Source organism: Lysobacter concretionis Ko07 = DSM 16239, assembly GCF_000768345.1.
GTDB classification, from domain to species: domain Bacteria; phylum Pseudomonadota; class Gammaproteobacteria; order Xanthomonadales; family Xanthomonadaceae; genus Novilysobacter; species Novilysobacter concretionis.
The window spans coordinates 302,622-323,959 of the sequence record NZ_AVPS01000001.1 but is presented as its reverse complement, the minus strand read 5'-3'; the positions used below and the strand labels follow the sequence as shown (position 1 = coordinate 323,959).

Annotated in this window: 25 protein-coding genes and 1 tRNA gene; 6 read left to right on the top strand and 20 right to left on the bottom strand. The window is 68.5% G+C overall.

From position 1 onward, the window contains the following. Nucleotides 1–84: 84 nt before the first annotated feature. A complete protein-coding gene (locus tag N792_RS01310; protein WP_036191734.1) occupies nucleotides 85–1,467 on the top strand; it encodes a dihydrolipoamide acetyltransferase family protein in 1,383 nt (460 codons plus the stop codon). A 215-nt stretch (nucleotides 1,468–1,682) separates the two neighbouring features. Here the strand turns inward: N792_RS01310 and N792_RS01305 are convergent, their stop codons facing one another. From N792_RS01305 to birA, 8 genes are all read right to left on the bottom strand, one after another. Then, nucleotides 1,683–3,008, bottom strand: a complete 1,326-nt coding sequence (locus N792_RS01305; RefSeq protein WP_036191733.1) for a tryptophan--tRNA ligase — start codon at nucleotides 3,006–3,008, stop codon at nucleotides 1,683–1,685. Between the two features lie 140 nt (nucleotides 3,009–3,148). Next, entirely contained in the window at nucleotides 3,149–3,349 is a 201-nt protein-coding gene (locus tag N792_RS01300; RefSeq protein WP_036191732.1) for a CsbD family protein, read from the bottom strand. A gap of 217 nt (nucleotides 3,350–3,566) precedes the next feature. Continuing rightward, a complete protein-coding gene (locus N792_RS01295) occupies nucleotides 3,567–3,719 on the bottom strand; it encodes an entericidin A/B family lipoprotein (protein ID WP_036191730.1) in 153 nt (50 codons plus the stop codon). 208 nt (nucleotides 3,720–3,927) lie between these two features. Next, a complete protein-coding gene (gene rocF / locus N792_RS01290) occupies nucleotides 3,928–4,851 on the bottom strand; it encodes an arginase (RefSeq protein ID WP_036191728.1) in 924 nt (307 codons plus the stop codon). 19 nt (nucleotides 4,852–4,870) lie between these two features. Beyond that, a tRNA-Thr gene (locus N792_RS01285) sits at nucleotides 4,871–4,946 on the bottom strand. A 42-nt stretch (nucleotides 4,947–4,988) separates the two neighbouring features. Continuing rightward, nucleotides 4,989–5,663 carry an SPOR domain-containing protein gene (locus N792_RS01280; protein ID WP_036191726.1) on the bottom strand — a complete coding sequence of 225 codons (675 nt, stop codon included), beginning with the start codon at nucleotides 5,661–5,663 and terminating at the stop codon, nucleotides 4,989–4,991. 52 nt (nucleotides 5,664–5,715) lie between these two features. Further along, a complete protein-coding gene (locus N792_RS01275; RefSeq protein ID WP_224743899.1) occupies nucleotides 5,716–6,477 on the bottom strand; it encodes a type III pantothenate kinase in 762 nt (253 codons plus the stop codon). After that, nucleotides 6,474–7,490: a bifunctional biotin--[acetyl-CoA-carboxylase] ligase/biotin operon repressor BirA gene (gene birA, locus N792_RS01270; protein ID WP_036191719.1), complete on the bottom strand. Its 1,017-nt coding sequence runs from the start codon at nucleotides 7,488–7,490 to the stop codon at nucleotides 6,474–6,476. The genes N792_RS01275 and birA overlap by 4 nt, the downstream gene beginning before the upstream one ends. Before the next feature lie 239 nt (nucleotides 7,491–7,729). Here birA and N792_RS01265 point away from each other — a divergent pair, with 239 nt between their 5' ends. Beyond that, a complete protein-coding gene (locus N792_RS01265) occupies nucleotides 7,730–7,981 on the top strand; it encodes a hypothetical protein (RefSeq protein WP_036191716.1) in 252 nt (83 codons plus the stop codon). Nucleotides 7,982–8,051: 70 nt separating this feature from the next. Further along, a complete protein-coding gene (locus N792_RS01260) occupies nucleotides 8,052–8,807 on the top strand; it encodes a M90 family metallopeptidase (protein ID WP_425478828.1) in 756 nt (251 codons plus the stop codon). 47 nt (nucleotides 8,808–8,854) lie between these two features. Here N792_RS01260 and N792_RS01255 read toward each other — a convergent pair whose 3' ends face one another. The 10 genes from N792_RS01255 to N792_RS01210 form a co-directional block, all read right to left on the bottom strand. Beyond that, entirely contained in the window at nucleotides 8,855–10,252 is a 1,398-nt protein-coding gene (locus N792_RS01255; RefSeq protein ID WP_036191714.1) for an ATP-binding protein, read from the bottom strand. 24 nt (nucleotides 10,253–10,276) lie between these two features. Then, the gene (locus N792_RS01250) at nucleotides 10,277–10,960 is read right to left on the bottom strand and encodes a response regulator transcription factor (RefSeq protein WP_036191712.1); all 684 of its coding nucleotides are present in this window, start codon (nucleotides 10,958–10,960) and stop codon (nucleotides 10,277–10,279) included. A 64-nt stretch (nucleotides 10,961–11,024) separates the two neighbouring features. Further along, nucleotides 11,025–11,426 (bottom strand): PepSY domain-containing protein, encoded by a 402-nt coding sequence (locus tag N792_RS14135; protein WP_224743898.1) that lies wholly within the window; start codon nucleotides 11,424–11,426, stop codon nucleotides 11,025–11,027. Between the two features lie 127 nt (nucleotides 11,427–11,553). Next, the gene (locus N792_RS01240; RefSeq protein ID WP_036191710.1) at nucleotides 11,554–12,477 is read right to left on the bottom strand and encodes an arginine deiminase-related protein; all 924 of its coding nucleotides are present in this window, start codon (nucleotides 12,475–12,477) and stop codon (nucleotides 11,554–11,556) included. Then, nucleotides 12,474–13,580 carry a tRNA dihydrouridine(20/20a) synthase DusA gene (dusA, locus tag N792_RS01235; RefSeq protein ID WP_425478834.1) on the bottom strand — a complete coding sequence of 369 codons (1,107 nt, stop codon included), beginning with the start codon at nucleotides 13,578–13,580 and terminating at the stop codon, nucleotides 12,474–12,476. The genes N792_RS01240 and dusA overlap by 4 nt, the downstream gene beginning before the upstream one ends. 48 nt (nucleotides 13,581–13,628) lie before the next feature. Beyond that, nucleotides 13,629–14,282 carry a hypothetical protein gene (locus tag N792_RS13310; RefSeq protein ID WP_156969250.1) on the bottom strand — a complete coding sequence of 218 codons (654 nt, stop codon included), beginning with the start codon at nucleotides 14,280–14,282 and terminating at the stop codon, nucleotides 13,629–13,631. Nucleotides 14,283–14,416: 134 nt separating this feature from the next. Continuing rightward, a complete protein-coding gene (locus N792_RS01225; RefSeq protein ID WP_036191708.1) occupies nucleotides 14,417–14,869 on the bottom strand; it encodes a hypothetical protein in 453 nt (150 codons plus the stop codon). Between the two features lie 178 nt (nucleotides 14,870–15,047). Continuing rightward, the gene (locus N792_RS01220) at nucleotides 15,048–15,485 is read right to left on the bottom strand and encodes a hypothetical protein (RefSeq protein WP_036191705.1); all 438 of its coding nucleotides are present in this window, start codon (nucleotides 15,483–15,485) and stop codon (nucleotides 15,048–15,050) included. 154 nt (nucleotides 15,486–15,639) lie between these two features. Next, entirely contained in the window at nucleotides 15,640–16,371 is a 732-nt protein-coding gene (locus N792_RS01215; protein ID WP_036191702.1) for an HAD family hydrolase, read from the bottom strand. 48 nt (nucleotides 16,372–16,419) lie between these two features. Next, a complete protein-coding gene (locus N792_RS01210; RefSeq protein ID WP_036191700.1) occupies nucleotides 16,420–16,602 on the bottom strand; it encodes a CPXCG motif-containing cysteine-rich protein in 183 nt (60 codons plus the stop codon). 180 nt (nucleotides 16,603–16,782) lie between these two features. Between N792_RS01210 and N792_RS01205 the strand changes: the two genes are divergently transcribed. The 3 genes from N792_RS01205 to N792_RS01195 all read left to right on the top strand — a co-directional run bounded on the left by N792_RS01205 (nucleotide 16,783) and on the right by N792_RS01195 (nucleotide 19,846). After that, nucleotides 16,783–17,277 (top strand): hypothetical protein, encoded by a 495-nt coding sequence (locus N792_RS01205; protein WP_036191698.1) that lies wholly within the window; start codon nucleotides 16,783–16,785, stop codon nucleotides 17,275–17,277. 8 nt (nucleotides 17,278–17,285) lie between these two features. Next, nucleotides 17,286–18,455: a PQQ-dependent sugar dehydrogenase gene (locus N792_RS01200; protein ID WP_036191695.1), complete on the top strand. Its 1,170-nt coding sequence runs from the start codon at nucleotides 17,286–17,288 to the stop codon at nucleotides 18,453–18,455. 113 nt (nucleotides 18,456–18,568) lie between these two features. Beyond that, nucleotides 18,569–19,846, top strand: coding sequence for an APC family permease (locus N792_RS01195; RefSeq protein ID WP_036192307.1), 1,278 nt, complete (start codon nucleotides 18,569–18,571; stop codon nucleotides 19,844–19,846). A gap of 95 nt (nucleotides 19,847–19,941) precedes the next feature. On the opposite strand, the gene N792_RS01190 is transcribed toward N792_RS01195, so the two are convergent. Then, the gene (locus N792_RS01190) at nucleotides 19,942–20,283 is read right to left on the bottom strand and encodes an EF-hand domain-containing protein (protein ID WP_036191693.1); all 342 of its coding nucleotides are present in this window, start codon (nucleotides 20,281–20,283) and stop codon (nucleotides 19,942–19,944) included. Between the two features lie 294 nt (nucleotides 20,284–20,577). Further along, nucleotides 20,578–21,336 carry an N-acetylmuramoyl-L-alanine amidase gene (locus N792_RS01185; RefSeq protein WP_036191691.1) on the bottom strand — a complete coding sequence of 253 codons (759 nt, stop codon included), beginning with the start codon at nucleotides 21,334–21,336 and terminating at the stop codon, nucleotides 20,578–20,580. Nucleotides 21,337–21,338: the final 2 nt, after the last annotated feature.

Below are 21,338 nucleotides of genomic sequence, written 5' to 3'. Positions count from 1 at the left end.
CACACCACAGCAACACGGCACGGGCGCCACACCACGGAAACACAGCACGGGCGCCACGGCGCCCAAGCAACCAGAAGGACTGCCATGAGCAACAAGAACACGTTCTACCTGCCCGACCTGGGCGAAGGGCTGCCTGACGCAACCATCGTGGAGTGGTCGGTCAAGGTCGGCGACACCATCCGCCTCGACGACGCCCTGGTGTCGATGGAGACCGCCAAGGCCGTGGTCGAGGTGCCCTCGCCCGTCTCCGGCAAGGTGCTGAAACTGGCCGGCGAGCCGGGCGACATCATCATCACCGGCGCGATGCTGGCCGAGTTCGAGGTCGATCCGTCGATGCCGCAGCGCGCGGCGGGCCAGGACACCGGTCACGGCCACGGCGGCCCCGCGCCGGCCAAGGGCGTCGGCAGCGACGATCCTGGTCCCGACAACAAGGTGGTCGCCTCCGATGAAGGCGGCGCGATCGCCGAGGCCGAGGCGCCCCGCGCCGACAGCGGCACCGTGGTCGGTGCGATGCAGTCCTCCGATGCGGTCCGCAGCGAGCAGGCGGTCGCGGTCGGCGGCGTCAAGGCGATGCCGGCGGTCCGCGCACTGGCGCGCAAGCTCAAGGTCGACCTGTCGCGGGTCCGGGCCACCGGCGCCGATGGCGTGGTCACGATGGGCGACGTCAAGCAGGCCGCAGCGGACGGTTCGGCCAGGGCCGGTGCCGCGGTGGCGCAACCCGCCGCCGCGCAGCCGGCTCCCGCCGCGGCTGCCCCGGTCGCCGCGACGCGCAGCACCCTGTCGCAGGCCGGCAAGCCGATGCGCACCCAGCCGCCGGGCGTCAGCGCCAGCGGCCAGCCCGAGCAGCTCAAGGGCGTGCGCCGCAACATGGCGCGGGTGATGGCCGACGCGCACGCGAAGGTCGTCCCGACCACGCTGTGCGACGACGCCGACCTGCACGCCTGGATCGGCAAGCAGGACATCACCGCGCGCCTGATCCGCGCGATCGTCGCCGCCTGCAAGGCCGTCCCCGCGCTCAACGCCTGGTTCGATGGCGACAAGCTGGTGCGCACGCTGCACCCGCACGTCGATATCGGCATCGCGGTGGACACCGACGACGGCCTGTTCGTGCCGGCCCTGCGCAACGCCGACGTGCTGGATGCGAGCGGCGTGCGTACGGCGATCAAGCGCCTGCGCGCGCAGGTCGAGGATCGCTCGATCCCGGCCAGCGAGCTGTCGGGCTACACGATCTCGCTGTCGAATTTCGGCATGTTCGCCGGCCGCTATGCGACCCCGGTGGTGGTGCCGCCGACGGTGGCCATCGTCGGCGCCGGCAAGCTGTCGCACGACGTGGTGGCGGTGATCGGCGGCATCGAGGTGCATCGCCGGATGCCGATCTCGCTGACCTTCGACCACCGCGCCGCGACCGGCGGCGAGGCGGCCCGGTTCCTGAAGGCGCTGCTGGACGATCTGGCGTTGCCGAACTGACACCGATGTAACCGGGTGACGTGACCACATGAAGCCGGGGCAACCCGGCTTCATGCCGTCCGGGCTACGGATCGGCGCACCCGGCTCGACAGGCGGCCGAAGCGTCAGGTTTTGCTCGCCGCCGCCCGCGACTGCGGAAGCCCGGAGCCCATGCGCGCAATAGCCTGGCGTCACAGGACTCCAGTCGCCGCGCGGCGGCGACCGTGGGCCGGAGCCTAAGGTTTCTCCAGCTGCTTCTGCGCCGCCTTGCGGGCCTCTTCGGCCGCCAGCGCCTGCAGCGCCGCGTGCACTTCGTCCGCCAGCACGCCCTCGCCCCGCGTCAACGCGGCATCGCCTGCCTCGTACCCGTTCCGCTTCAGCGCGGCGATGCATTGGCCGGCCTCCTTCGGCGAATCGAAGCCCGCGCTTTGCAGCAGCACGCGCTCGCCATCGACCAGCTTGAAATAGAACCGGCCGTCGGTCTCGCGGTACTGCTTGAACACCGCCAATGCGGCTTTTGCCTCGGCCGTGCCCGCCTCGCTGCCAGCCACTTGCGACAGGTCGCGCAGGCCCACCGCCGCGCGCAGCGCCTGCAGCGCCGGCCGCGCGTGCCGCTCGCGCAGGCGCGCCGCGCCATCGCGCAGGATCGTCTCGATCTCGCCGGGACGGGCCATCAGCGCTTCGTATTTTTCACGCAGCGGACTGATCTCCGCATCGATGCGTTCGAACAGCGCCTGCTTGGCCTCGCCCCAGCCGATGCCGTCGGCGAAGGCCTGGCGCATGGCGGCGGTTTCCTGTGCATCGGCGAACGCCTGGTAGAGCTGGAACACGTTGGACGTGTCGGCGTCCTTGGGCCCGCCCGGCGCGCGCGAGTCGGTGACGATCGAATAGATCAGCTTCTTCAGCTGCTCGCGCGGGCAGAACAGCGGGATCGTGTTGTCGTAGCTCTTGCTCATCTTGCGGCCGTCCAGGCCCGGCAAGGTCGCCACCTGCTCCTCGATCACCACCTCGGGCAAGGTGAAATGTTCGCCATACAGATGGTTGAAGCGCTGGCCGAAATCGCGCGCCATCTCGATGTGCTGGATCTGGTCGCGGCCCACCGGCACCTTGTGCGCGTTGAACAGCAGGATGTCGGCGGCCATCAGCACCGGATACATGAACAGTCCGGCGGAAATCCCCGCGTCGTCGTCCTCGCCCGCCTCGCGGTTCTTGTCGACCGACGCCTTGTAGGCGTGCGCGCGGTTGAGGATGCCCTTGCCGGCAACGCAGGTCAGCAGCCAGTTCAGCTCGGTGGTCTCGGGCACGTCGGACTGGCGGTAGAACCAGACCTTGCCGGGTTCCAGGCCGCAGGCCAGCCAGGTCGCCGCGATCTCCAGCGTCGAGCGCTGCACCCGCGCCGGATCCTGCACCTTGATCAGCGCGTGGTAGTCGGCGAGGAAGTAGAACCCCTCGACATCGACACGATGGCTGCTGGCCACCGCCGGACGGATCGCGCCGACGTAATTGCCCAGGTGCGGGGTGCCGGAGGTGGTGATGCCGGTAAGGACGCGGGTCTGCTGCATTGGCACGGAAGGCTTCGGTGACGGCGGGCCAGTGTACCTGCCGGGCGCAATGGCCGATCTGTCGCGGGCGGCAAAAAAACAGGCCGGTTTGCCGGCCTGCCTTGCGCATCAACCTGCCGCTCCGGGCGGCGGCTCCTGCATCAATCCAGTGTCTTGCCGAAGTGCTTCACCTCCTCGTCGGCACGCTCACGGCTCCAGCCATAGCGCTCCTGCAACTTGCCGGACAGGTACTCGGCATTGCCCTCGGCAACGTCGAACACGTCGTCGCTCAGATCGCCCCACTTGGCTTTTGCCTTGCCCTTCAGCTGCGACCACTTGCCGGAAATGATGTCATTGTTCATGGGTATCGACCTCTTCTTTCGGAAGAAATGCAGTCCGTGGACCACGACCGGACCTTCGCAGCGAACCCGTTCAATCGGCATCAGGATTGCGTTAGCGGGGAGCTACGGCGATGAACCGCTCCGGTACGCAGACGGCAGAAAGCCGGGTCTCCCCGGCTTTCTGCCTTGCCTGGATGCACACCATCAACGGTGGCATGGCGGTATCACCGACATGGCATCAGCAGTGGGCGTCCTTGCAGTCCTCCGCCTTCTTCTCGACTTTTTCGCCCACCTTCTGCACGTCCTTGCCGGCACCGGCCATCGTGTTGCACGCGCTCAAGAGGCTCATCGAAAACATCGACACCATCATCAGGGCAATAAAACGCTTCATGGGGATCTCCTTGGCACTGTCGGATTGGCACTGGTCGGATTGGGGCCGTCAACAGACTTCCGTTACGCGGCCCTGACGCCATCATTGCGTGCCACGCTGTGAAGCCGGCGTGCAACCGGCCATGCTGCCCACAGCCGGGTTCAGTCTCCGGTTATCGCACAACTCCTGGAGGGCGCGTCGCGGACCGTCGGACTGTTGTGCGCGTGGATCAACCGCGCATCAGGGTCGACTTGCCGAACAGGCTTTCGACCAGATCGATCGCCACCAGCGCGGTCATGTTGTCCCGGTCCAGCAGCGGGTTGAGCTCCATGATGTCCAGCGACGCCATGCGGCCGGTGTCGGAAATCATCTCCATCACCAGCTGCGCCTCGCGGTAGTTCGGCCCGCCCGGGACCGTGGTGCCGACCCCGGGAGCAATGCCGGGATCGAGGAAATCGACATCGAAACTGACATGCAGGTGGGTGTTGTCGTCCATCCCCGCCAGCGCCTCCTCCATCACCTGCTTCATGCCGACCTCGTCGATGTAGCGCATGTCGTAGACGTCCAGGCCGTGCTGCCGGACCAGGCGCTTTTCGCCCTCGTCCACCGAGCGGATGCCGATCTGGCGCACCATGCTTGGCAGGATCGCCGGCGCATCGCCGCCCAGATGGGTCAGTTCACGCGGACCCAGCCCGCACAGGCAGGCCACCGGCATGCCGTGGAGGTTGCCCGACGGGGTCACGTCGCTGGTGTTGAAATCGGCGTGTGCATCCAGCCACAGCAGGCGCAGGGTCTTGCCGGTTTCGCGGCAATGGCGCGCGGCCGCGGTGACCGATCCGACGCCGAGGCAATGGTCGCCGCCGAGCAGGATCGGCATCCGGCCGGACGCGAGTTCGGCGTAGACCGCATCCATCGCCAGGCGGTTCCACTCGGTGACTTCCGCCAAATGCCGGTAGCCGTCCACCGGGGGTTGCCAGGGGTTGCGCGGGCCTTCCAGGTTGCCGCGGTCGACCACTTCGATCCCGCGTGCCTGCAGCGCCTCGCCCAGTCCGGCGATACGCAGCGCCTCCGGCCCGAGCCGCCCACCCCGGTCGCCGGCGCCGACATCGGTGGGCGCGCCGATGATCGAGACGGGGGAATAGGTACGGTTCATGCGGGCCTCCGTGGCTGGCTGGTGCCGGCTGTCAGAGTCGAACTGACGACCTACCGCTTACAAGGCGGTTGCTCTACCAACTGAGCTAAGCCGGCGAATCGGACATTCTAGCGCGACCGGGGCGGCAACCCCATCGCTCACCGTCGTGCGCGCTGCTGGCCGTCGAAACGCCTGCAGTCGACCGGCTCGGTGCGGGCGGCGGCCACCAGCGCCTGCGCGCTGGCCGGATCGAAACCGGCATCCGCGGCGACCTCCAGCCAGTGCTCGGCAGGACCCGCCCCGACCGGCTCCACCTGCGCGGGGAAGCCGGCGGCGATGAGCACCTGCGCGCGCGCGCGGGCAGAGTCCTCACTACGGAACAGACCCAGGGCCAGCGCGTTGGCGTCTTCGCCATCGCGGATCACGTAGTAGTCCTTGAATCCCGCGGCAAGGATCCGCCGCGCCACGGCGTCGACCTCCCCGGCGCTCGCGAACGGCGGCAGGAACACGCGCCAACTGCGCGGCGAGCCCGCATGCCGGCGGTGCACGACCGCATGGATCACTTGCGGCGCCAGGCGCGCCCGGGCGGCCTCGGCGCCCGCGGCATCGGCAAACGGACCGAAGCCGACGCACTGCCCGGCCACGGCCGAAGCAGCCGGCGTGGCCTGTGCGATATCAGCGTCTCCCTGCGCCTCCGACACCAGCTGCAGACTGGCCACGCCCGCCACCGGCGTGGTCGACGGCGCGGTCGAAGGCGGCGCATGCAACGCCCACCACAGGGCGACCCCGAGGTTGAGCACCAGCAACAGGACGATCAGGCCACGAATCAGCATGGCCGGGATTGTATCGACCCCGCCCGCATCAATCCCGTCCGTCGGAGCGGGCTCAACGTGCTGTGTCGAGGGCCGCCCATCGGGCCAGCCCCTGCAGCACCAGCTGCGGGCTCCAGCGTGCTGGCGGCAGTTGCGGCAACAGCGCCGGAGCGCCGCCACCGTGCAGGTAGAGGGTGGGCGCGGCGCCCAGCTCGCGTCCGGCCATCGCCAGGCTGCGTTCGATCAATCCCAGCGCGGCACCTTCGCAGCCGGCGGCCAGCGCATCCGGGGTGTCGGCGCCGAACTCCCGGTAGCTGCCGCCGCTGGCGGGCAACTGGACGATCCGTGCCTGCAGCGCTTCGCGCATCAGTGTCGGCGACGGTGCGATGCGGCCACCGCGATGGCCGCCCGCGGCATCCACCAGGTCCACTGTCAGCGCGGTACCGATGGCACAGACCAGCACGGCCCCGCCGGAACAATCGGCTTGCGCGGCAAGCATCGCCAGGAACCGGTCGACGCCCAGGCGCGCGGGGTCGGCATACGCGATCCGGAAATCACCCCAACGCGACTGGGTACGGGCGACCGAGATCCGCCGGCAGCGCGCCGTCAGCGCCTGCAACACCTCCACCCGCAGCGCCGGATCCGCCACGCTGGCGAGGTAGGCGACATCGAACTCCGAAGGCAGGTGGCGGTCCAGTGCGGCCGCCAGCGCTCCGTTGCGATGGTCGATCGCGATCGATTCGCCGGCCCGGCCATCGGCCATCAACGGCGCGCATTTGAGCCGGGAGTTGCCCAGGTCGAACAGCCAGCACATCGGCGATTGCCGGACCGTCATCGACCGCGTCCCGCGACACGACGCACGCTGACTTCGCCGGAGTGGAAGCAGCGCTCGCTGCCATCGTCCAGCCGCACCCGCAGCGCGCCATCCCCGGCCAGGCCCAGCGCGGTGCCGGTTATTGCGCTGTTCTCCCCTTGCACGGTGACCGCCTGGCCGGCGATCGCATCCAGCGCGGCATAGCGCGCCAGCAACGGTGCCAGGCCGGTCCGGTCGAAACCTTCCAGCGCCGGCACCCAGTGCGCCAGGATCGCGGCCGCCAGCGTGTTGCGCGAAGGCGTCGCCGGCGGCAGTTGCGACAGGTCGCACCAGGGCTGGTCAATCACGCTGGCGAAATCCGCGCCGGCGACACCATCGGGCATGCGCACATTGAGCCCCAGCCCGATCACCGCCCGCACGGGGCCGGCGTGCTCGCCTCCGCCCTCGATCAACAGGCCACCCAGCTTTCTCAGGGCACCGTCGGGACCGGCCACGACCAGATCATTCGGCCATTTCAGCCGCACCATCCCGAACCCCAGCCCATGCAGCGCCTCGACGGTCGCCAGGCCGGCGACCAGGCTGAGACCGCCCAGTCGCGACAGGCCGCCGCTGAAGCTGCGCGACAACGACAGGTACAGATGCGCGGCCAGCGGCGAGCTCCACCCGCGTCCACGGCGCCCGCGGCCGCCGGTCTGGCGCTCGGCCAGCAGCACGTCCGCCATGCCATCGGCAGGAGATGCTCTACGCAGCAAGGTCGTGTTGGTGGAGTCGACGACCCAGCCGATCTCCAGCGAGGCGATCCGCGCCCGCACCGTCGCCGGCAGGGCCGCGATGAGGGTGTCGTTGTCGAGCAGGTCGAACGGCTGGGTCAGCTGGTAACCCCGACCCGGCTGGGCCTCGATCGGCACGCCGGCCTCGCGCAACGCCTGGATCCGCTTCCAGACCGCGGCCCGGGTCTGGCCGCTCTCCTGCGCCAGCGCGTCCCCCGACACCGGGCCTCCGATCAACCGTGCCAGCAACGCACGGTCGTCCATCCCGGACGGGCCGCGGGTGACGGCCGTCGGGCTGCCGGGGGTCGGCCCGGAAGGCGTGCAGGAAGGATCAGGACGGTCGGACATGGGGCTGATTATGCGCGAGCGCTGTCGCCGGGCGCCGTTCGGCACCGGCCCCGGCCCATCCCAGGCGGCCTACCGGTGCCGGTTGCCGTCGTCAAGCCATTTCACGCTATAGTCGTGGACTGACCGGGATCGGCCCTGGCATACGAGGTTCCATCATGTTGCGGATCGCCCTTTGCCTGATGTTTGCCCTGATGAGCTCTGCGGCGGTTGCACGCGAGGTGAAGCTCAGCTCGCCCAATGGCGGCGGTTGCCCCGACGAGGAAACCAGCAGCCACCCGGACGAACCGACGACCGCCGAAGCCTCCAGCCGCGAAGCCAGGATCAAGCAGGCCGTCCATAGCGACCTGCCGGTGGGGCGCTCGCAATCCACACGCTGGCACAGCTTCCTGCCGGGCATGCTGCGCTGAGGATCGACCGGGTCCGCAGCTGATCGCCGGGCCCTGAATCGCACTGCCCCTTGACTTGATTCACCCGGCCTTGTTCACCCGCCTGCGCCATTGGTGGCGTCCGCCCGAGCCGATCGCCGCCGACCTGTGGAACAGCACCCGCGCCGCATTGCCGTGGCTGGCCGCACTGGATGAACCCCGCGATGCGCGGCTGCAGCAGCTCGCCAGCCGGTTCCTGCACACCAAGACCATCACCCCGGTCGGCGACCTGCGCCTCGATCCTGGCCAGCGCTGCCTGCTGGCGGCGCTGTGCTGCCTGCCGCTGCTCGAGTTCGGCGAACAGGGCCTGCACGGCTGGTCGCAACTGATCGTGTATCCCGATGCGTTCCGGGTCGAGCGCAGCCACATCGATGCGGCCGGGGTGCTGCACGAGTGGGAGGACGAGTTGATCGGCGAGGCCTGGGACGCCGGCCCGATGATCCTGTCGTGGGCCGACGTGATGGCCGACTGCGCCGATCCGCGCGCCGGTTTCTGCGTCGCCGTCCACGAGATGGCGCACAAGATCGACGTCCTCGACGGCGTGCTCGACGGCACCCCACCGCTGCCACGCCCGTGGCAGCGCGAATGGGCGCGCGACTTCCAGCACGCCTACGACGCGCTGGTGGCGCAGGCGGAGGCCGGCCGGGAAACCACGATCGACCCCTACGCGGCGGAAGCGCCCGAGGAGTTTTTCGCGGTGGCGACCGAATACCACTTCAGTGACCCGGCCACGCTGCGCCGGGCGATGCCGGCGGTCGCCGCACACCTGGCCCGCTTCTACGGACGCCCGCCGTTCGAGCCCGGTTGAACGCGCAACCGGCCGCTGCAGGCATGACTGCCACGGGCGTGTGATGGCTACAGGCGCGGGGGCAGCTGCACCTCGAAACGGGCGCCGCCGAGCTCCTCGGAGGTCCGTACGTCCAGCGACCCCCGGTAGCCGCGGACGATGTCCTGCACGATCGCCAGGCCGATGCCGTGGCCCTGCACGCGCTCGTCGCCGCGCACACCGCGTTGCAGCACCAGGGCCACCTTCTCCGGCGCGATGCCGGGGCCGTCGTCGTCCACCGCGATCAGCAGGCCGGGCCGACGGTTGGGCGCGCTTTCACCGGCCTTGACGGTCAACAGCACCCGCGAGCGGGCCCACTTGAACGCGTTTTCGAGCAGGTTGCCCAGCAGCTCCTGCAGGTCGCCCGGCTCGCCGTGGAACTGCACGCCGTCGGCGATATCGAACTCGCACAAGGTGCCCTTGCCGGCATAGACCTTCTCCAGGCCGCGCACCAGTTGCTCGGCGTGCGGCTCGATGTCCACCGGTGCGGAAAACAGCGTGTGTCCGCCGGACGCCGCCCGGGCGAGCTGGTAGGACACCAGGTCGTTCATCCGCCGCAGCTGGGCGTCGACTTCCTCGCGCAGCTCCGCTTCCGGGGCGTCGTCATCCAGCCGCGCGCGCAGTACCGCCAGCGGTGTCTTCAGGCTGTGGGCGAGGTCGGCCAGGGTATTGCGTTGCTGTTCGAGGTTTTCGCGCTCACTTTCGATGAATGCATTGATGCTTTCGGCCAGCGGCTCCAGCTCGCGCGGATGGCGTTCGCTCATGCGCGAGGTCACGCCGCGCTGGACCTGCTTGAGCTCCTCGATCACCCGTCGCAGCGGATGCAGGCTCCAGCGCAGGATCAGCGCCTGCAGCAGCAGCAGCACCAGCCCGGCGCCCCCGAGATAGCGCCACAGCGCCTCACGGAAGACTTCGACCTGCCGGCTCAGGGCCGTGGTGTCTTCCAGGATGTAGATCGTGTACGGCAGCTCGGCCTGTGGGTCGTCACCGCTGGCGTAGATCAGCCCACGTCCGTAACGGTACGCCTGACCGGGATGGCCGTTGATCTCGGTGATGTCCAGCGGCCCTTCGAAGATCTCGCGGCGCGCTTCCAGCAGCTCGCCATCGGGCAGCACCGGCCCGACCGAGGACGACGAATTCCACTGTTGTCCGTTGGGCAGCACGACCTCCGCGTACAGGCCGCTGCCCGGGCGGTCGAAGCGCGGATCCGGCGGCATGTAGGGGGGAATGAAGGTGCCGTCGCGGGCAAAATCGCTGTCGGCATACGCCAGCGCGTAACTGCGCATGCGCTGGTAGAGGTTGCTCTCGGCGGTGTTCAGGAACGCCCGGTCAAGCGCCACGCCGGCCAGGGCGAGAAACGCCACCAGACCCAGACTCGCGGCCATCAACTGACGCGCCTGCAACGAGCGCGGCTGGGCCCAGCTCATGGGGCGGGACGGACCGGCGCGGGCTTATTCGCCGCTGCGCGGGATCGCAAAGCGGTAACCGCGGCCACGCACGGTTTCGATCGGCTTGAGCGCGCCTTCCGGATCGAGCTTCTTGCGCAGGCGGCCGATGAAGACCTCCAGCACGTTGGAATCGCGATCGAAGTCCTGCTGGTAGATGTGCTCGGTCAGGTCGGCCTTCGAGACCAGTTCGCCGGCATGCATCATCAGGTATTCCAGCACCTTGTATTCGTAGCTGGTCAGGTCGACGTTGGCGCCGTGCACGCTCACCGTCTGCGCCGCCAGGTCCAGGGTGACCGGTCCGCATTCCAGGGTCGGCTTGCTCCAGCCCGCCGCACGGCGCACCAGCGCATTGATCCGCGCCAGCAGCTCCTCGACATGGAACGGCTTGACCAGGTAGTCGTCGGCGCCCTGCTTGAGGCCCTCGACCTTGTCCTGCCAGCTCGAGCGCGCGGTGAGGATCAGCACCGGGAATTTCTTGCCTTCCTCGCGCAATGCCTTGATGAGTTCCATGCCCGACATCTTCGGCAGGCCCAGGTCGATGATGCCCAGGTCGAACGGCACTTCGCGGCCCATGTACAGGCCTTCCTCGCCATCCTGCGCGGCGTCCACCGCATAGCCTTCACGCTTCAGGCGTGCCGCGAGGGTTTCGCGCAACGGCGCTTCGTCTTCCACCAGCAGGATTCGCATGGATACTCCTTGGACTGTCTGTCGGCTCCCCTGAACAGGCGAGCATGGCAACAAAGGTGAGGGTTCAGTTGTCGTCGCGGCGTGTACGGGCCGGAATTTCCTGCGTCGTACGGGGAGGATCGTCGACATACACCCGCACCCGGCCGCTGGAATCGACGATCTTGATGCGGTTGATGTCGCGACCATCGTACGGCACCCGCTCGGCGCTCAGTACCTGGCCGCCGGTGCGTCGCTCGACACGACGCACCGCATCGGACAGCGCGCGGTGGTCGGCATTGCGGTCGTGGCTACGCTGCGGCCGTGCGGGGCTGGCGGGGGTATTGCCGGAAGAGCGGCGCTCGACCAGCTCGCGATCGGGCTGGCGTGCCTTGTCGCGGGTCCGCTGCGCCACGGCATCACCCGCCGTTGCCGTGGTCGCGGCAAACAGCATCAACGAGACGAGCGTGGCGGCAGAGCGGGTGGGCATGACACTCCGGGGCGGACAGCGGGAAGTTGGCTGTTCATTCTCGAGACGAGGCAGTGAATCCGGTCTGAACTTTTCTTTTACATTCGACCTGCCGTTCAGAGTACCCGTCACGCGCCGCTCGGCACGCTCAGAAAATCTCGCCCACGCAGCAGCGCAACGAGCCGCCGCCGGCCTCGATCGCATCCAGCTCCACCGTGCGCAGATCGAACCCGGCCGCAGCGAGCGCCGCACGCGTCGCGCCGTCCAGCGAACGGCCGGCATGCGCACTCATCCACACCGCGTCGTCCGACAGCGCGATCGCATTGCCGGCGAACGCCGCATGCTCGGCCGGCGACAGCAGGATCGCGTGCGGCGCATACAGCGCGCCGATGCCGGCCACCACCGCGGGATCGGCAAATCCCCGCGGGCAGATGATCGCCGCGCGCCCGGCCAGCACGGCCAGCACGACGTTGGTGTGGTACTCGCCGGGCGCCAGGTCGAACATCAACGTGGCGCGCAGGCCCAACGCCTCATGCATCAGCCGCGCGCCCTGCTCGTCGCAACGTTCGGACAGCCCGGCGAAGCCCACGCCCCGCGCGCGGTCGATGGCCAGCGCGCCGGTCAGTTCGCAGGGATGCGGCTGGGTCGACAGGTCGACCGCGGCGTACCCCAGCGTGTCGGCGAAGAAGCGGCGGATATCCGCACGCGTAGCCTCGCGTTGCCGCACCGGATGGCGCATCCGGCCGACCACGTAGCGCGGCACGCCCTCCACCCGCGCAGTGGCGAACACGTTGTTGGGAAACAGCGCGTCCGGGGTTTCCGGATCGCCCGCGAAGCAGATCGTCGGGATCACCTGCGACAGCGCGCGTTGCAGTTCGCGGTGCTGGGCGGAGGCGCGCGCCGCGTCGAATGCGCTCGCCTCGGCCATGTAGCGGTTGTCGGCGGCGGACTGCTCGGCGAGCTGGAAGCCGTCGGGAGCGACCATGAACGCAGCACGCGCCGTGGCGGGGCCGAAGTCCGGCGCGGTGTTGCGGGCGAGCTGGAGGAACTCGTTGACGTCACGGGTGATCATGCGGTGGCAGCCCGCGCGGGAAGGAGGGGATCCGACTGGAAGGATCCGGTGACCGCCAGCGCGCGCTCGACCAACGACCAGTCCGCACCGGGCCTGTGCGCGCCCTCGCTGAGGATCTGGCGGAACGCGCGGCCGCCGCGCTCGTTGGCGAACAGGCCGAGCAGGTGCCGGACGATGTGCTTGAGGAACACACCGCGCGCCAGCTGCGCCTCGACATACGGCTGCAACGCGCGCAACAGGTCCGCCCGCGAGCGCAGTTCACCGCCAAACCACGCCACATCGAGTCGATGCAAAAGATAGGGGTCGTGATACGCGGCCCGGCCGAGCATCGCGCCATCGACATGCGCCAAGTGTGCGGTCGCCTCGTCCGCATCGGCGATGCCGCCGTTGACGATCACCTGCAGGTCCGGTCGCTCGCGCTTGAGCCGGTATGCCCAGTCGTAGCGCAACGGCGGCACCTCGCGGTTTTCCTTCGGCGACAGGCCCTTCAGCCAGGCATTGCGCGCGTGCACCACGAACATCCGGCAGCCGGCCTCGGCCACTTCGTCGATGAAGGCGCGGAAGCGGTCGTAGTCGTGGTCGTCATCGACCCCGAGCCGGCACTTGACCGTGACCGGCACATTCCGGTCCGCGGCCGCGCAGGCTTCCACCATCGCCGCGACCGAGGCGGCCACCAGCGCCGGCTCGCGCATCAGGCAGGCCCCGAACCGGCCGGCCTGCACCCGGTCGGACGGACAGCCGCAATTGAGGTTGATTTCGTCGAAGCCCGCCTCCGCCCCGATCCGCGCCGCCTGCGCCAGCAACGCCGGCTCGCTGCCGCCCAGCTGCAACGCGACCGGATGCTCGACCGGATCCAGCGCCAGCAGACGCGCACGGTCGCCGTGGATCACTGCATTGGCGTGCACCATCTCCGAATACAGGCGCGCATGCGGCGCCAGCAGCCGGTGGAAGACCCGGCAATGGGAGTCGGTCCAGTCCATCATCGGGGCGACGGACAGGCGCAGCTGCGCGGGTGCAATGGCGGGGGTGTCGATCATCGGCCGCCATTGTACGTAGCTGGCCCGGGCACTTCCGATGCGAGGGTTGATGCCCACGAATGGCATCCGGGCCGCTTCAACCATGCGTGCGCGCCAGAGCCCGGTCGCGGCACGTCAGTCCTTGCCCTTGCCCTGACCTTTGCCCTTGTTCTTGCCCTGATTGCCCTGGGACTTGCCCTTGTTGCCGTGGCCGTTGTTGTTGCCCACCGCTTTTCCGCGGTTGCCGGGATTGGGGTGGGCATTGCCGTTGCCCTGGGCCTTGATCGCCTTCGCCCGCGCCGGGTAATGCGGATACAGGTCCTCGTCGATCCGGATCGGCCGTCCCCAGCGATCGTAGGTCGGCACGAACCCGCGCTTCAGGCGGTGGAACTCGTCCGAGCCCGGCTTGATCCCCAGCCGCTTGGCGACGCTGCCCCAGCCCTGGCCATGGTCGCGCTCCCACTCATCCACGACATAGCGGCACGGGCGACCGATGATCTGGGCGATCGCGCAGGCGTAATACACGTCCCCCGGCGCCCAGTGGCGTTCGATCAGCAAGCTGCTCACCAGGTCGCGCGGCGCACCGTAGTAACGCACCATCTCGTCGACGAACGGCTGCCGGTAGCGACTGCCGTAACGGTTGACATCGCCGAGCCAGTTGTCCACCCAGACATCGCCGGTACGCGGGTTCCAGCCAAAGGTGAAGTCCTGCGCCACCGCGTGTCCGGTCCCGGCCAATGCCGACACTGCCGCCGCCAGCGCGAACATCCGCGATTTGAGTTTGATCATCATGAGCTTCCCGATGGATATGTGCCGAACCTTGTCGACCGACTGCTGATGCTCGTGGGCGACGGGTGAATACGCTCTGAAATCATGGGCTTGGACACTTTGGACCCAAGCTCTGGTTCAGTCTGACAGAGCCGTCAACGCGAAATCACGAATTTGCCGAACGCGACCCCGATGTCCCAGCCCTCGCCCTTGCCCGCCAGCGCCAGGGCCACGTCGCCCTTGACCATCGCCTGGGCCTTGGCCGATTTTCCGGCACCGGCATGGGCCTCGGCGGTGACGTAGGTGCCCAGCACGTCCTCGATCCGGCGCACGCCGGAAAACTCGCCGCGGCCGTTATCGATACGGGTCTTGCCGAACGTCAGTCCGCCGCCCTTTGTGCGGATCCTGACCGCCATGCTCTGGCCGTTGTCGCAACGCACCGTGCCGCTGCCCGACCCGGTCTTGTAGAACACCGACCAGCCTGAGAGGTTGAAGGTGAGTTTGCAGTCGACCGATCCGGCGGCGCTGGCCGGCATGGCGACGACCATCAGCGCGGCGGCGGCCACGATGGCAAACAGCGGGGAGGCATGGCGCGACGACAGGTTCATGGCGGATCTCGCTGGTGGATGGAGCACGCAAGGGCGGGCGAGGTGGCGATCTGGAGGCTACCCGATCGCCTGGCATGCGCCATGACGCAGCGCGCAAATGACGACGGCACCGCAGGTGCGATGCCGTCGTTGGTTTCCTGCATCGCATCGCGATGCCGGGGAATCAGCGGTGGAAAGTTCAGCGACGGCCGCCGTAGCGATGGTCGCGGTCACGCCAGTGGTTGCGGTCACGGTCATGGCGCGGATCGTAATAGCTCACCTTCGACTTGCACTTGCCGTGCTTGTTGCACTTCACGTCATGGCCATGCCTATAGGCGTTGCCGCGGTAGATAGGCGGCGCGGGACGATAGACATTGACGTAATGACTGCGCGGCACGTTGCGGTAGTAACGGGGCTGGCCGCGCGGGTCGCGCACCACGATCAGCCGGTCGTTGTAGCCGTAATTGCCGTTGCGGTAATACGGCTGGCCGCTGTGGTAGATCACGTCGGCGACATCGACCAGCACGCGGATCAGGTCATTGCTGCTCTGGGCCTGAGCGGGTGCCGGCGCCAGCGCGATCACGCCGAAACCGGCGGCAAGGATGAGGGGAGCCAGCCAACGGGACACGATCGACATGGGGACTACTCCTTTGGTTCGCCGGCGACGCCAGCTCTGTAAACGACCATGCCCGCAGCCGGCTGAACAAACCTCCAACATTTCTTTCACGGGCCACTCACGCTAAGCGGGCGTTGTGGATGGCCACAGACGCCACCATGGCGCGCCGGTGGCGTCACGCAACGGCTTCGGCGACCGCTACCAGTTCGGCCACGGCGGTCGGCAGGGCCGCGGCGGAATCGACCTGGCGGAAGCGCGACGCATCCGCCGCATCGACCCGCGCGGCGGACTCGTGCGCCCAGGTGGTGTGGTAGGGCACGTGGATGCCCCAGCCACCGAGCTCCAGCACCGGGACGATATCGGAGCGCACGGAGTTGCCGATCATCACGAAGCTCTCCGGTTGCAGGTCGAACTCGGCCAGCAGCCGCGCGTAGGTGGCGGTGTCCTTCTCGCTGACGATCTCGATCCGCCGGAACAGCCCGGCCATGCCGCATTGGCGCACCTTGGCCTCCTGGTGGAACAGGTCGCCCTTGGTGATCATCACGATCGCGTGATCGCGTGCAACCGCTTCCACCGCCTCGCGGATGCCCGGCAGCAGTTCCACCGGATGCCGCAGCAGTTCCTTGCCCAGGCCGACGATGCGGTGCAGGTCGGCCGCGCTGATGCGCGCATCGGTCAGCTCGACCGCGGCCTCCAGCATCGACAGCACCATGCCTTTCACGCCGTAGCCGAAGATGCCGATGTTGCCGGATTCGACCTGGTACAGGCGCTCCTGCAGGGCGGTTTCGTCCAGATCGACCCAGGCCCCGAGAATGCGTTCGAACTCCTTCTGGGCCGCGTCGAAATAGTCCTGGCTGCGCCACAGGGTGTCATCGGCGTCGAAGCCGATCATGCGGATTTTTTTCATCGCCGCAGTATGCCTGCACGGGCTGCACAGACGGTCATGGAACCGCCATCAACCATTTTCGGCTGACGCGCTCACCTGCGGCCTGCCATCGATGATGACGACGCTCACCCGGATGGGACGGCAGCACACCGGGCAGTCCTCGGTGTAGTCCTGCTGCTCGATCGAGTCATCGACCAGCAGGTCGATCGGCTCACCGCAGCACGGACAGTGGATGGGGATGCTGGGCAGCATGGAAGGCTCCGGGGTCCGGGTGCAGGTGGAGGCCGGAAGATCGGCCCGGCGACAGCGTATGCCTCATCACGCATGAGTAACCCCACCGGCGCAAAGCTTGCGGCCGCATCCCACCCACGCTTGCAGGCCACGCAACCGCACTTGTCCTCCAATGCACATCGCCTGCCAAGGGAGTGAGCCATGAAGCTGCGACATGTATTCAGCACACCCGACCTGCCTACCGCCGTGGCGGCGATGAACGCCGCGATCGGCGCCGGCATTCCTGACCGGAACGTATTGCTGGTGGCGCGTTCGGACATCGAGATCGAATCGATCCCCGACGATCGCAAGGAAGCCGACACCGACCTGCTGCCCGCCGCCGGGCGCGGTGCCGGCTACGGCGCGGGCGCCGGCCTGCTGGCCGGGCTGGTGCTGGTCGCCATCCCGCCGCTGGGCATGACGATGATCGGCGTCGCTGCGGCAACGCTCGCCGGCGCGGCGATCGGCAGCCTGAGCTCGGCGCTGGTCGGCTCCACGATGCCCGACCCGGTGCGACGCAAGTTCCACGATGAAATCGAGGCCGGCAACATCCTGGTCGTGATCGACGCGCCGAAGGAACTGCTGACCTCCGCCGAGCCTTACATTGTCAGTGCCGGCGCGAAGGCGTTACCGTTCGAGGCCGCCACCGTCATCTGAGGATTCCCATGCATGCTCGCCTGCTGACCACCATCGCGGTGGCCCTGCTTTCCGCCTGCAGCCCCGGCAACGGCAGCAGCGCGCCTGCCGACTCCCAGGCCGCCGACCTTACCGCCGGCGCCGCCGTGACCGATGGCCGGCCGTTCGTGGTGAGCGAGCTCGCGCGCTTCGACAAGCCCTGGGCGATGGCCTTCCTGCCGGGTGACGGGCGGCTGCTGGTGACCGAGATGAACGGCACGCTCAAGCTGCTCGAACCGGGTGGCAAATCCATCGATGTGAGCGGCGTGCCCGAGGTCGATGCCGGCGGCCAGGGCGGACTGGGCGATGTGGTCGCGCATCCGGATTTCGCACGCAACAAACTGGTTTATCTGAGCTATGCCGAAGCCGGCGATCACGATACCCGCGGCGCGGCGGTCGCGCGCGCGAAACTGGTCGTCGACAACCAGGGCGGCGCCCGGCTCGCTGATCTGAAGGTGCTCTGGCGACAGGTGCCCAAGGTGCAGGGGCGCGGCCATTTCGGCCACCGCATCGCGTTCGGCCCTGACGGCCATCTGTGGATCAGCTCGGGCGAGCGGCAGAAATTCGATCCGGCGCAGGACATGCAGTCCAACCTGGGCAAGATCGTCCGCCTCAACGCGGACGGCAGCGTGCCGGCCGACAACCCGTTCGCCGACCAGGGCGGCGTGGCGGCGCAGGTGTGGTCGCTCGGCCACCGCAATCCGCTGGGCATCGCCTTCAACGCCAAGGGCGAGCTGTGGGAAGTGGAAATGGGCCCGAAGGGCGGCGATGAACTGAACCGGATCGAGCGCGGCGCCAACTACGGCTACCCGATCGTCTCCAACGGCGATCACTACGACGGCCGCCCGATCCCGGACCACGACACCCAGCCGCAGTTCAGCGCACCGGCGATCAGCTGGACGCCGGTGATCTCTCCCAGCGACATGATTTTCTACTCCGGCGACAAGTTCCCCGCCTGGCAGGGCGATGCGCTGATCTCCGGCCTGTCGTCGAATGCGCTGGTGCGGGTCGTGTTCGATGACCAGGGCGCGCACGAGGCCGAACGGTTCGACATGGGCGCGCGCATCCGCGAGGTCGAACAGGGCCCGGATGGCGACATCTATCTGCTGGAGGACGGCCCCAAGGGCCGGTTGCTCCGTCTCGCACCGCCGGCCGCCTGACGCGTTAACCTCCGGGCAGTCTCCATCACGCCGGAACGCCCTTGAGCCAGCCCACCTCGCCGCCTCCCGTCGACGTCGTCGCGCACCCGCCCTCGCCGGCCGGTTCCGGCCAGCTGGTGCGGGCGGTGGGTCGCTGGCAACTGGTCGGCCTGTCGATCAACGACGTGGTCGGCAGCGGCATCTACCTGTTGCCGGCAGCGGCGGCCGTGCTGCTGGGCCCCGCCAGCCTGTGGGCGATCGTGCTGGCGGGCGTGGCGGTCAGCCTGCTGGTGCTGTGCTACGCCCAGGCCGCGAGTTATTTCGACCAGCCCGGCGGCGGCTATCTGTATGCGCGCGAAGCGTTCGGCCCGTTCATCGGCTTCGAGGTCGGCTGGATGCTGTCGCTGACCCGGGTCGCCAGCGCGGCGGCACTGAGCAACGGGCTGGCCGAGGCGGTGACCCACTTCTGGCCCGCGGCGGCCACCGGCTTGACCCGCATCGCGATCGTGGTCGGCTCGCTGGTCGCGCTGACCTGGATCAACGTGGTCGGGGTGCGCGCGGCCGCACGCACCGGCGTCGGCCTGGCGATCGCGAAGCTGGTGCCGCTGGCGATGTTCATCGCGGTCGGCGCGTTCTTCGTCGATCCGGCGCGCGCGATGCCGCCGATCCGCCTGGACGAACTGGGCGCGATCCCGCTGGGCGACCTCGGCCAGGCCGCGTTGCTGCTGCTGTTCGCCTACGCCGGCTTCGAGAACCTGCCCGCCGCGGCGGGCGAATACCGCAACCCGCGTCGCGACATTCCGTTCGCGCTGGTGACGATGATCGTCGTGGTGACGGCGATCTACGCCGCAGTGCAATGGGTCGCGCTGGGCACCTTGCCGGGGCTGGCGCAGTCCACCACGCCGCTGGCCGATGCGGCGGCGCGCTTTGGCGGGCCGACCCTCGCGCTGATCCTGACGGTCGGTGCGACCGTGTCGATCCTGGGCACCAACAGCAACACGATCATGCTCGGCCCGCGCTACCTGCATGCGCTGGCGGTGGACGGATACGGGCCGCGCTCACTGGCCGCCATCCACCCCCGTTTCCACACCCCGGCGGTGGCGATCATCGTGCTCGGAGCAATCTCGCTGGCGCTGGCGCTGACCGGCTCGTTCGTGCAACTGGCCCTGCTGTCGATGGTCGCGCGGCTGTCGACCTACATCGGCACCTCGATGTCGGTGCTGGTGCTGCGCAAGCGCTACGGCGACCGGCCGCAGGCGCTGCGACTGCCCGGCGGGCCGCTCATTCCGGTGGTCGCGACGCTGATGTCGCTGGCCCTGCTGGCGAGCGCGAGCAGGGCAAACCTGGTCGCCGGCGCGATCGCGCTGCTGGTCGGCGCCGGGCTGTACCGGTTCCGCCGCAAGGCCGACTGAACGCGGAGCGCTGCGCTGGGTCCCGATCCGGGGCGGATGCACCTGCTCTGATACAGAGGCGGCTGTCTGCAGCGGCTGTCTGTGTCAGCCGCGGATCAGTACTCGTCCTGTTCTTCCGGCTCCGGGGTGTCCTCGACCGCGTCGCGCGCGTCCATTTCGGTGCGATTGATGTAGCCGTCCCGATCGGTATCCACCATGTCGAAGTTGGCGGAAAAATCAGGATCGACATCGCCCTCCTCACGGCTGATGCGGCCATCGCCATCGGTGTCCAGTGCACTCCACGGGTTGTCCGGGTTGTCGCGATCGATGTCGGTCGGGTTCACCGGCGGCGGCGACACTTCCTGTTCCATGACCTCGAGCTGCCGGCTGGTCCGGTCCTGGGCCGCCGTTGCGGCCGCGGCCGGCGGCGCGGACCAGGCCACGCCGGTGACAGCCATCAACCCTAGGGTTGCCGCAAGCACAGGGAGGACGCGGATCGGCGCGGGGTGGTGGCGCGATAGAGGTTGTGAGTTCATCGACAGGCTCCTGCTGGTGGTGGCGGATCCCCGTGACACGGCACCACTTTCCTCCGCCGCGCTGTACCGGCGATAAGCAGGACCGCGATTGACGCGACCCTCACGACCGCATTACGAAGCCTTCACCGACGCGCCTGTTTATCCGCCGCTTGATCCGCCGTCATGGGCCTGCCGTTGCTGCGTGGCAGCATCGCGTTGCGCGGCCCGCCAAGGCGGTCAGGGCCCCGGCACCGCCGGCATGTCCATCAACTGCAATTGCAGGTCGTGCAGGATCTCGGCATCGCCCGGTTGCCAGGTGCGCGCCTCGTTGCCGCGGAAATGCCGGTGGAACGCCACCAGCGCGGCTTCCGGATCCCGCAGGTCGTAGCCCACCACGCGCAGTGCCAGCCACGGATCGAAGCCGACCGGTGGTGTACCAAGCACCTCGCGCGGCCACAGCCCGAAACCGGCCTGGGCGAGGCGCTGCCACGGGAACCACACGCTGGGATCGTCCTTGAGCGTGGGCGCGACATCGCCATGGCCCACCACCAGATGCGGCTGGATGCCCAGTCGCCCGGTCAGGTCGGCCAGCAGCACCAGCAGCGACTGGATCTGCGGCTCGCTGAACGGCTCGCGGCCGTCGTTGTCCAGCTCGATGCCGATCGAATACGAATTGAGGTCGCCGATACCCGACCAGCGGCTGCTGCCCGCGTGCCAGGCGCGCGCGTCGTCGGCCACCAGCTGGTAGCGGCGGCCGTCATCACCGATCAGGTAATGCGAGCTCACCGGCCCTCCGGCGTTGCGCGTCTGCAGGGTCCGCAGCGCGCCTTCGGCGCTGTCCATCGCGGTGTGGTGCAGCACGATGATCCGTGCGCGCCGCGGCTCGTGATTCGGCGAGCCGTGCCACTGCGCGAGTGGATTGCGGACCGGCGTGCTGGTGCAACCGGCGATGAGGACCAGCATCAATATGGCGACGACACCAGAAAGACGTTTCATGC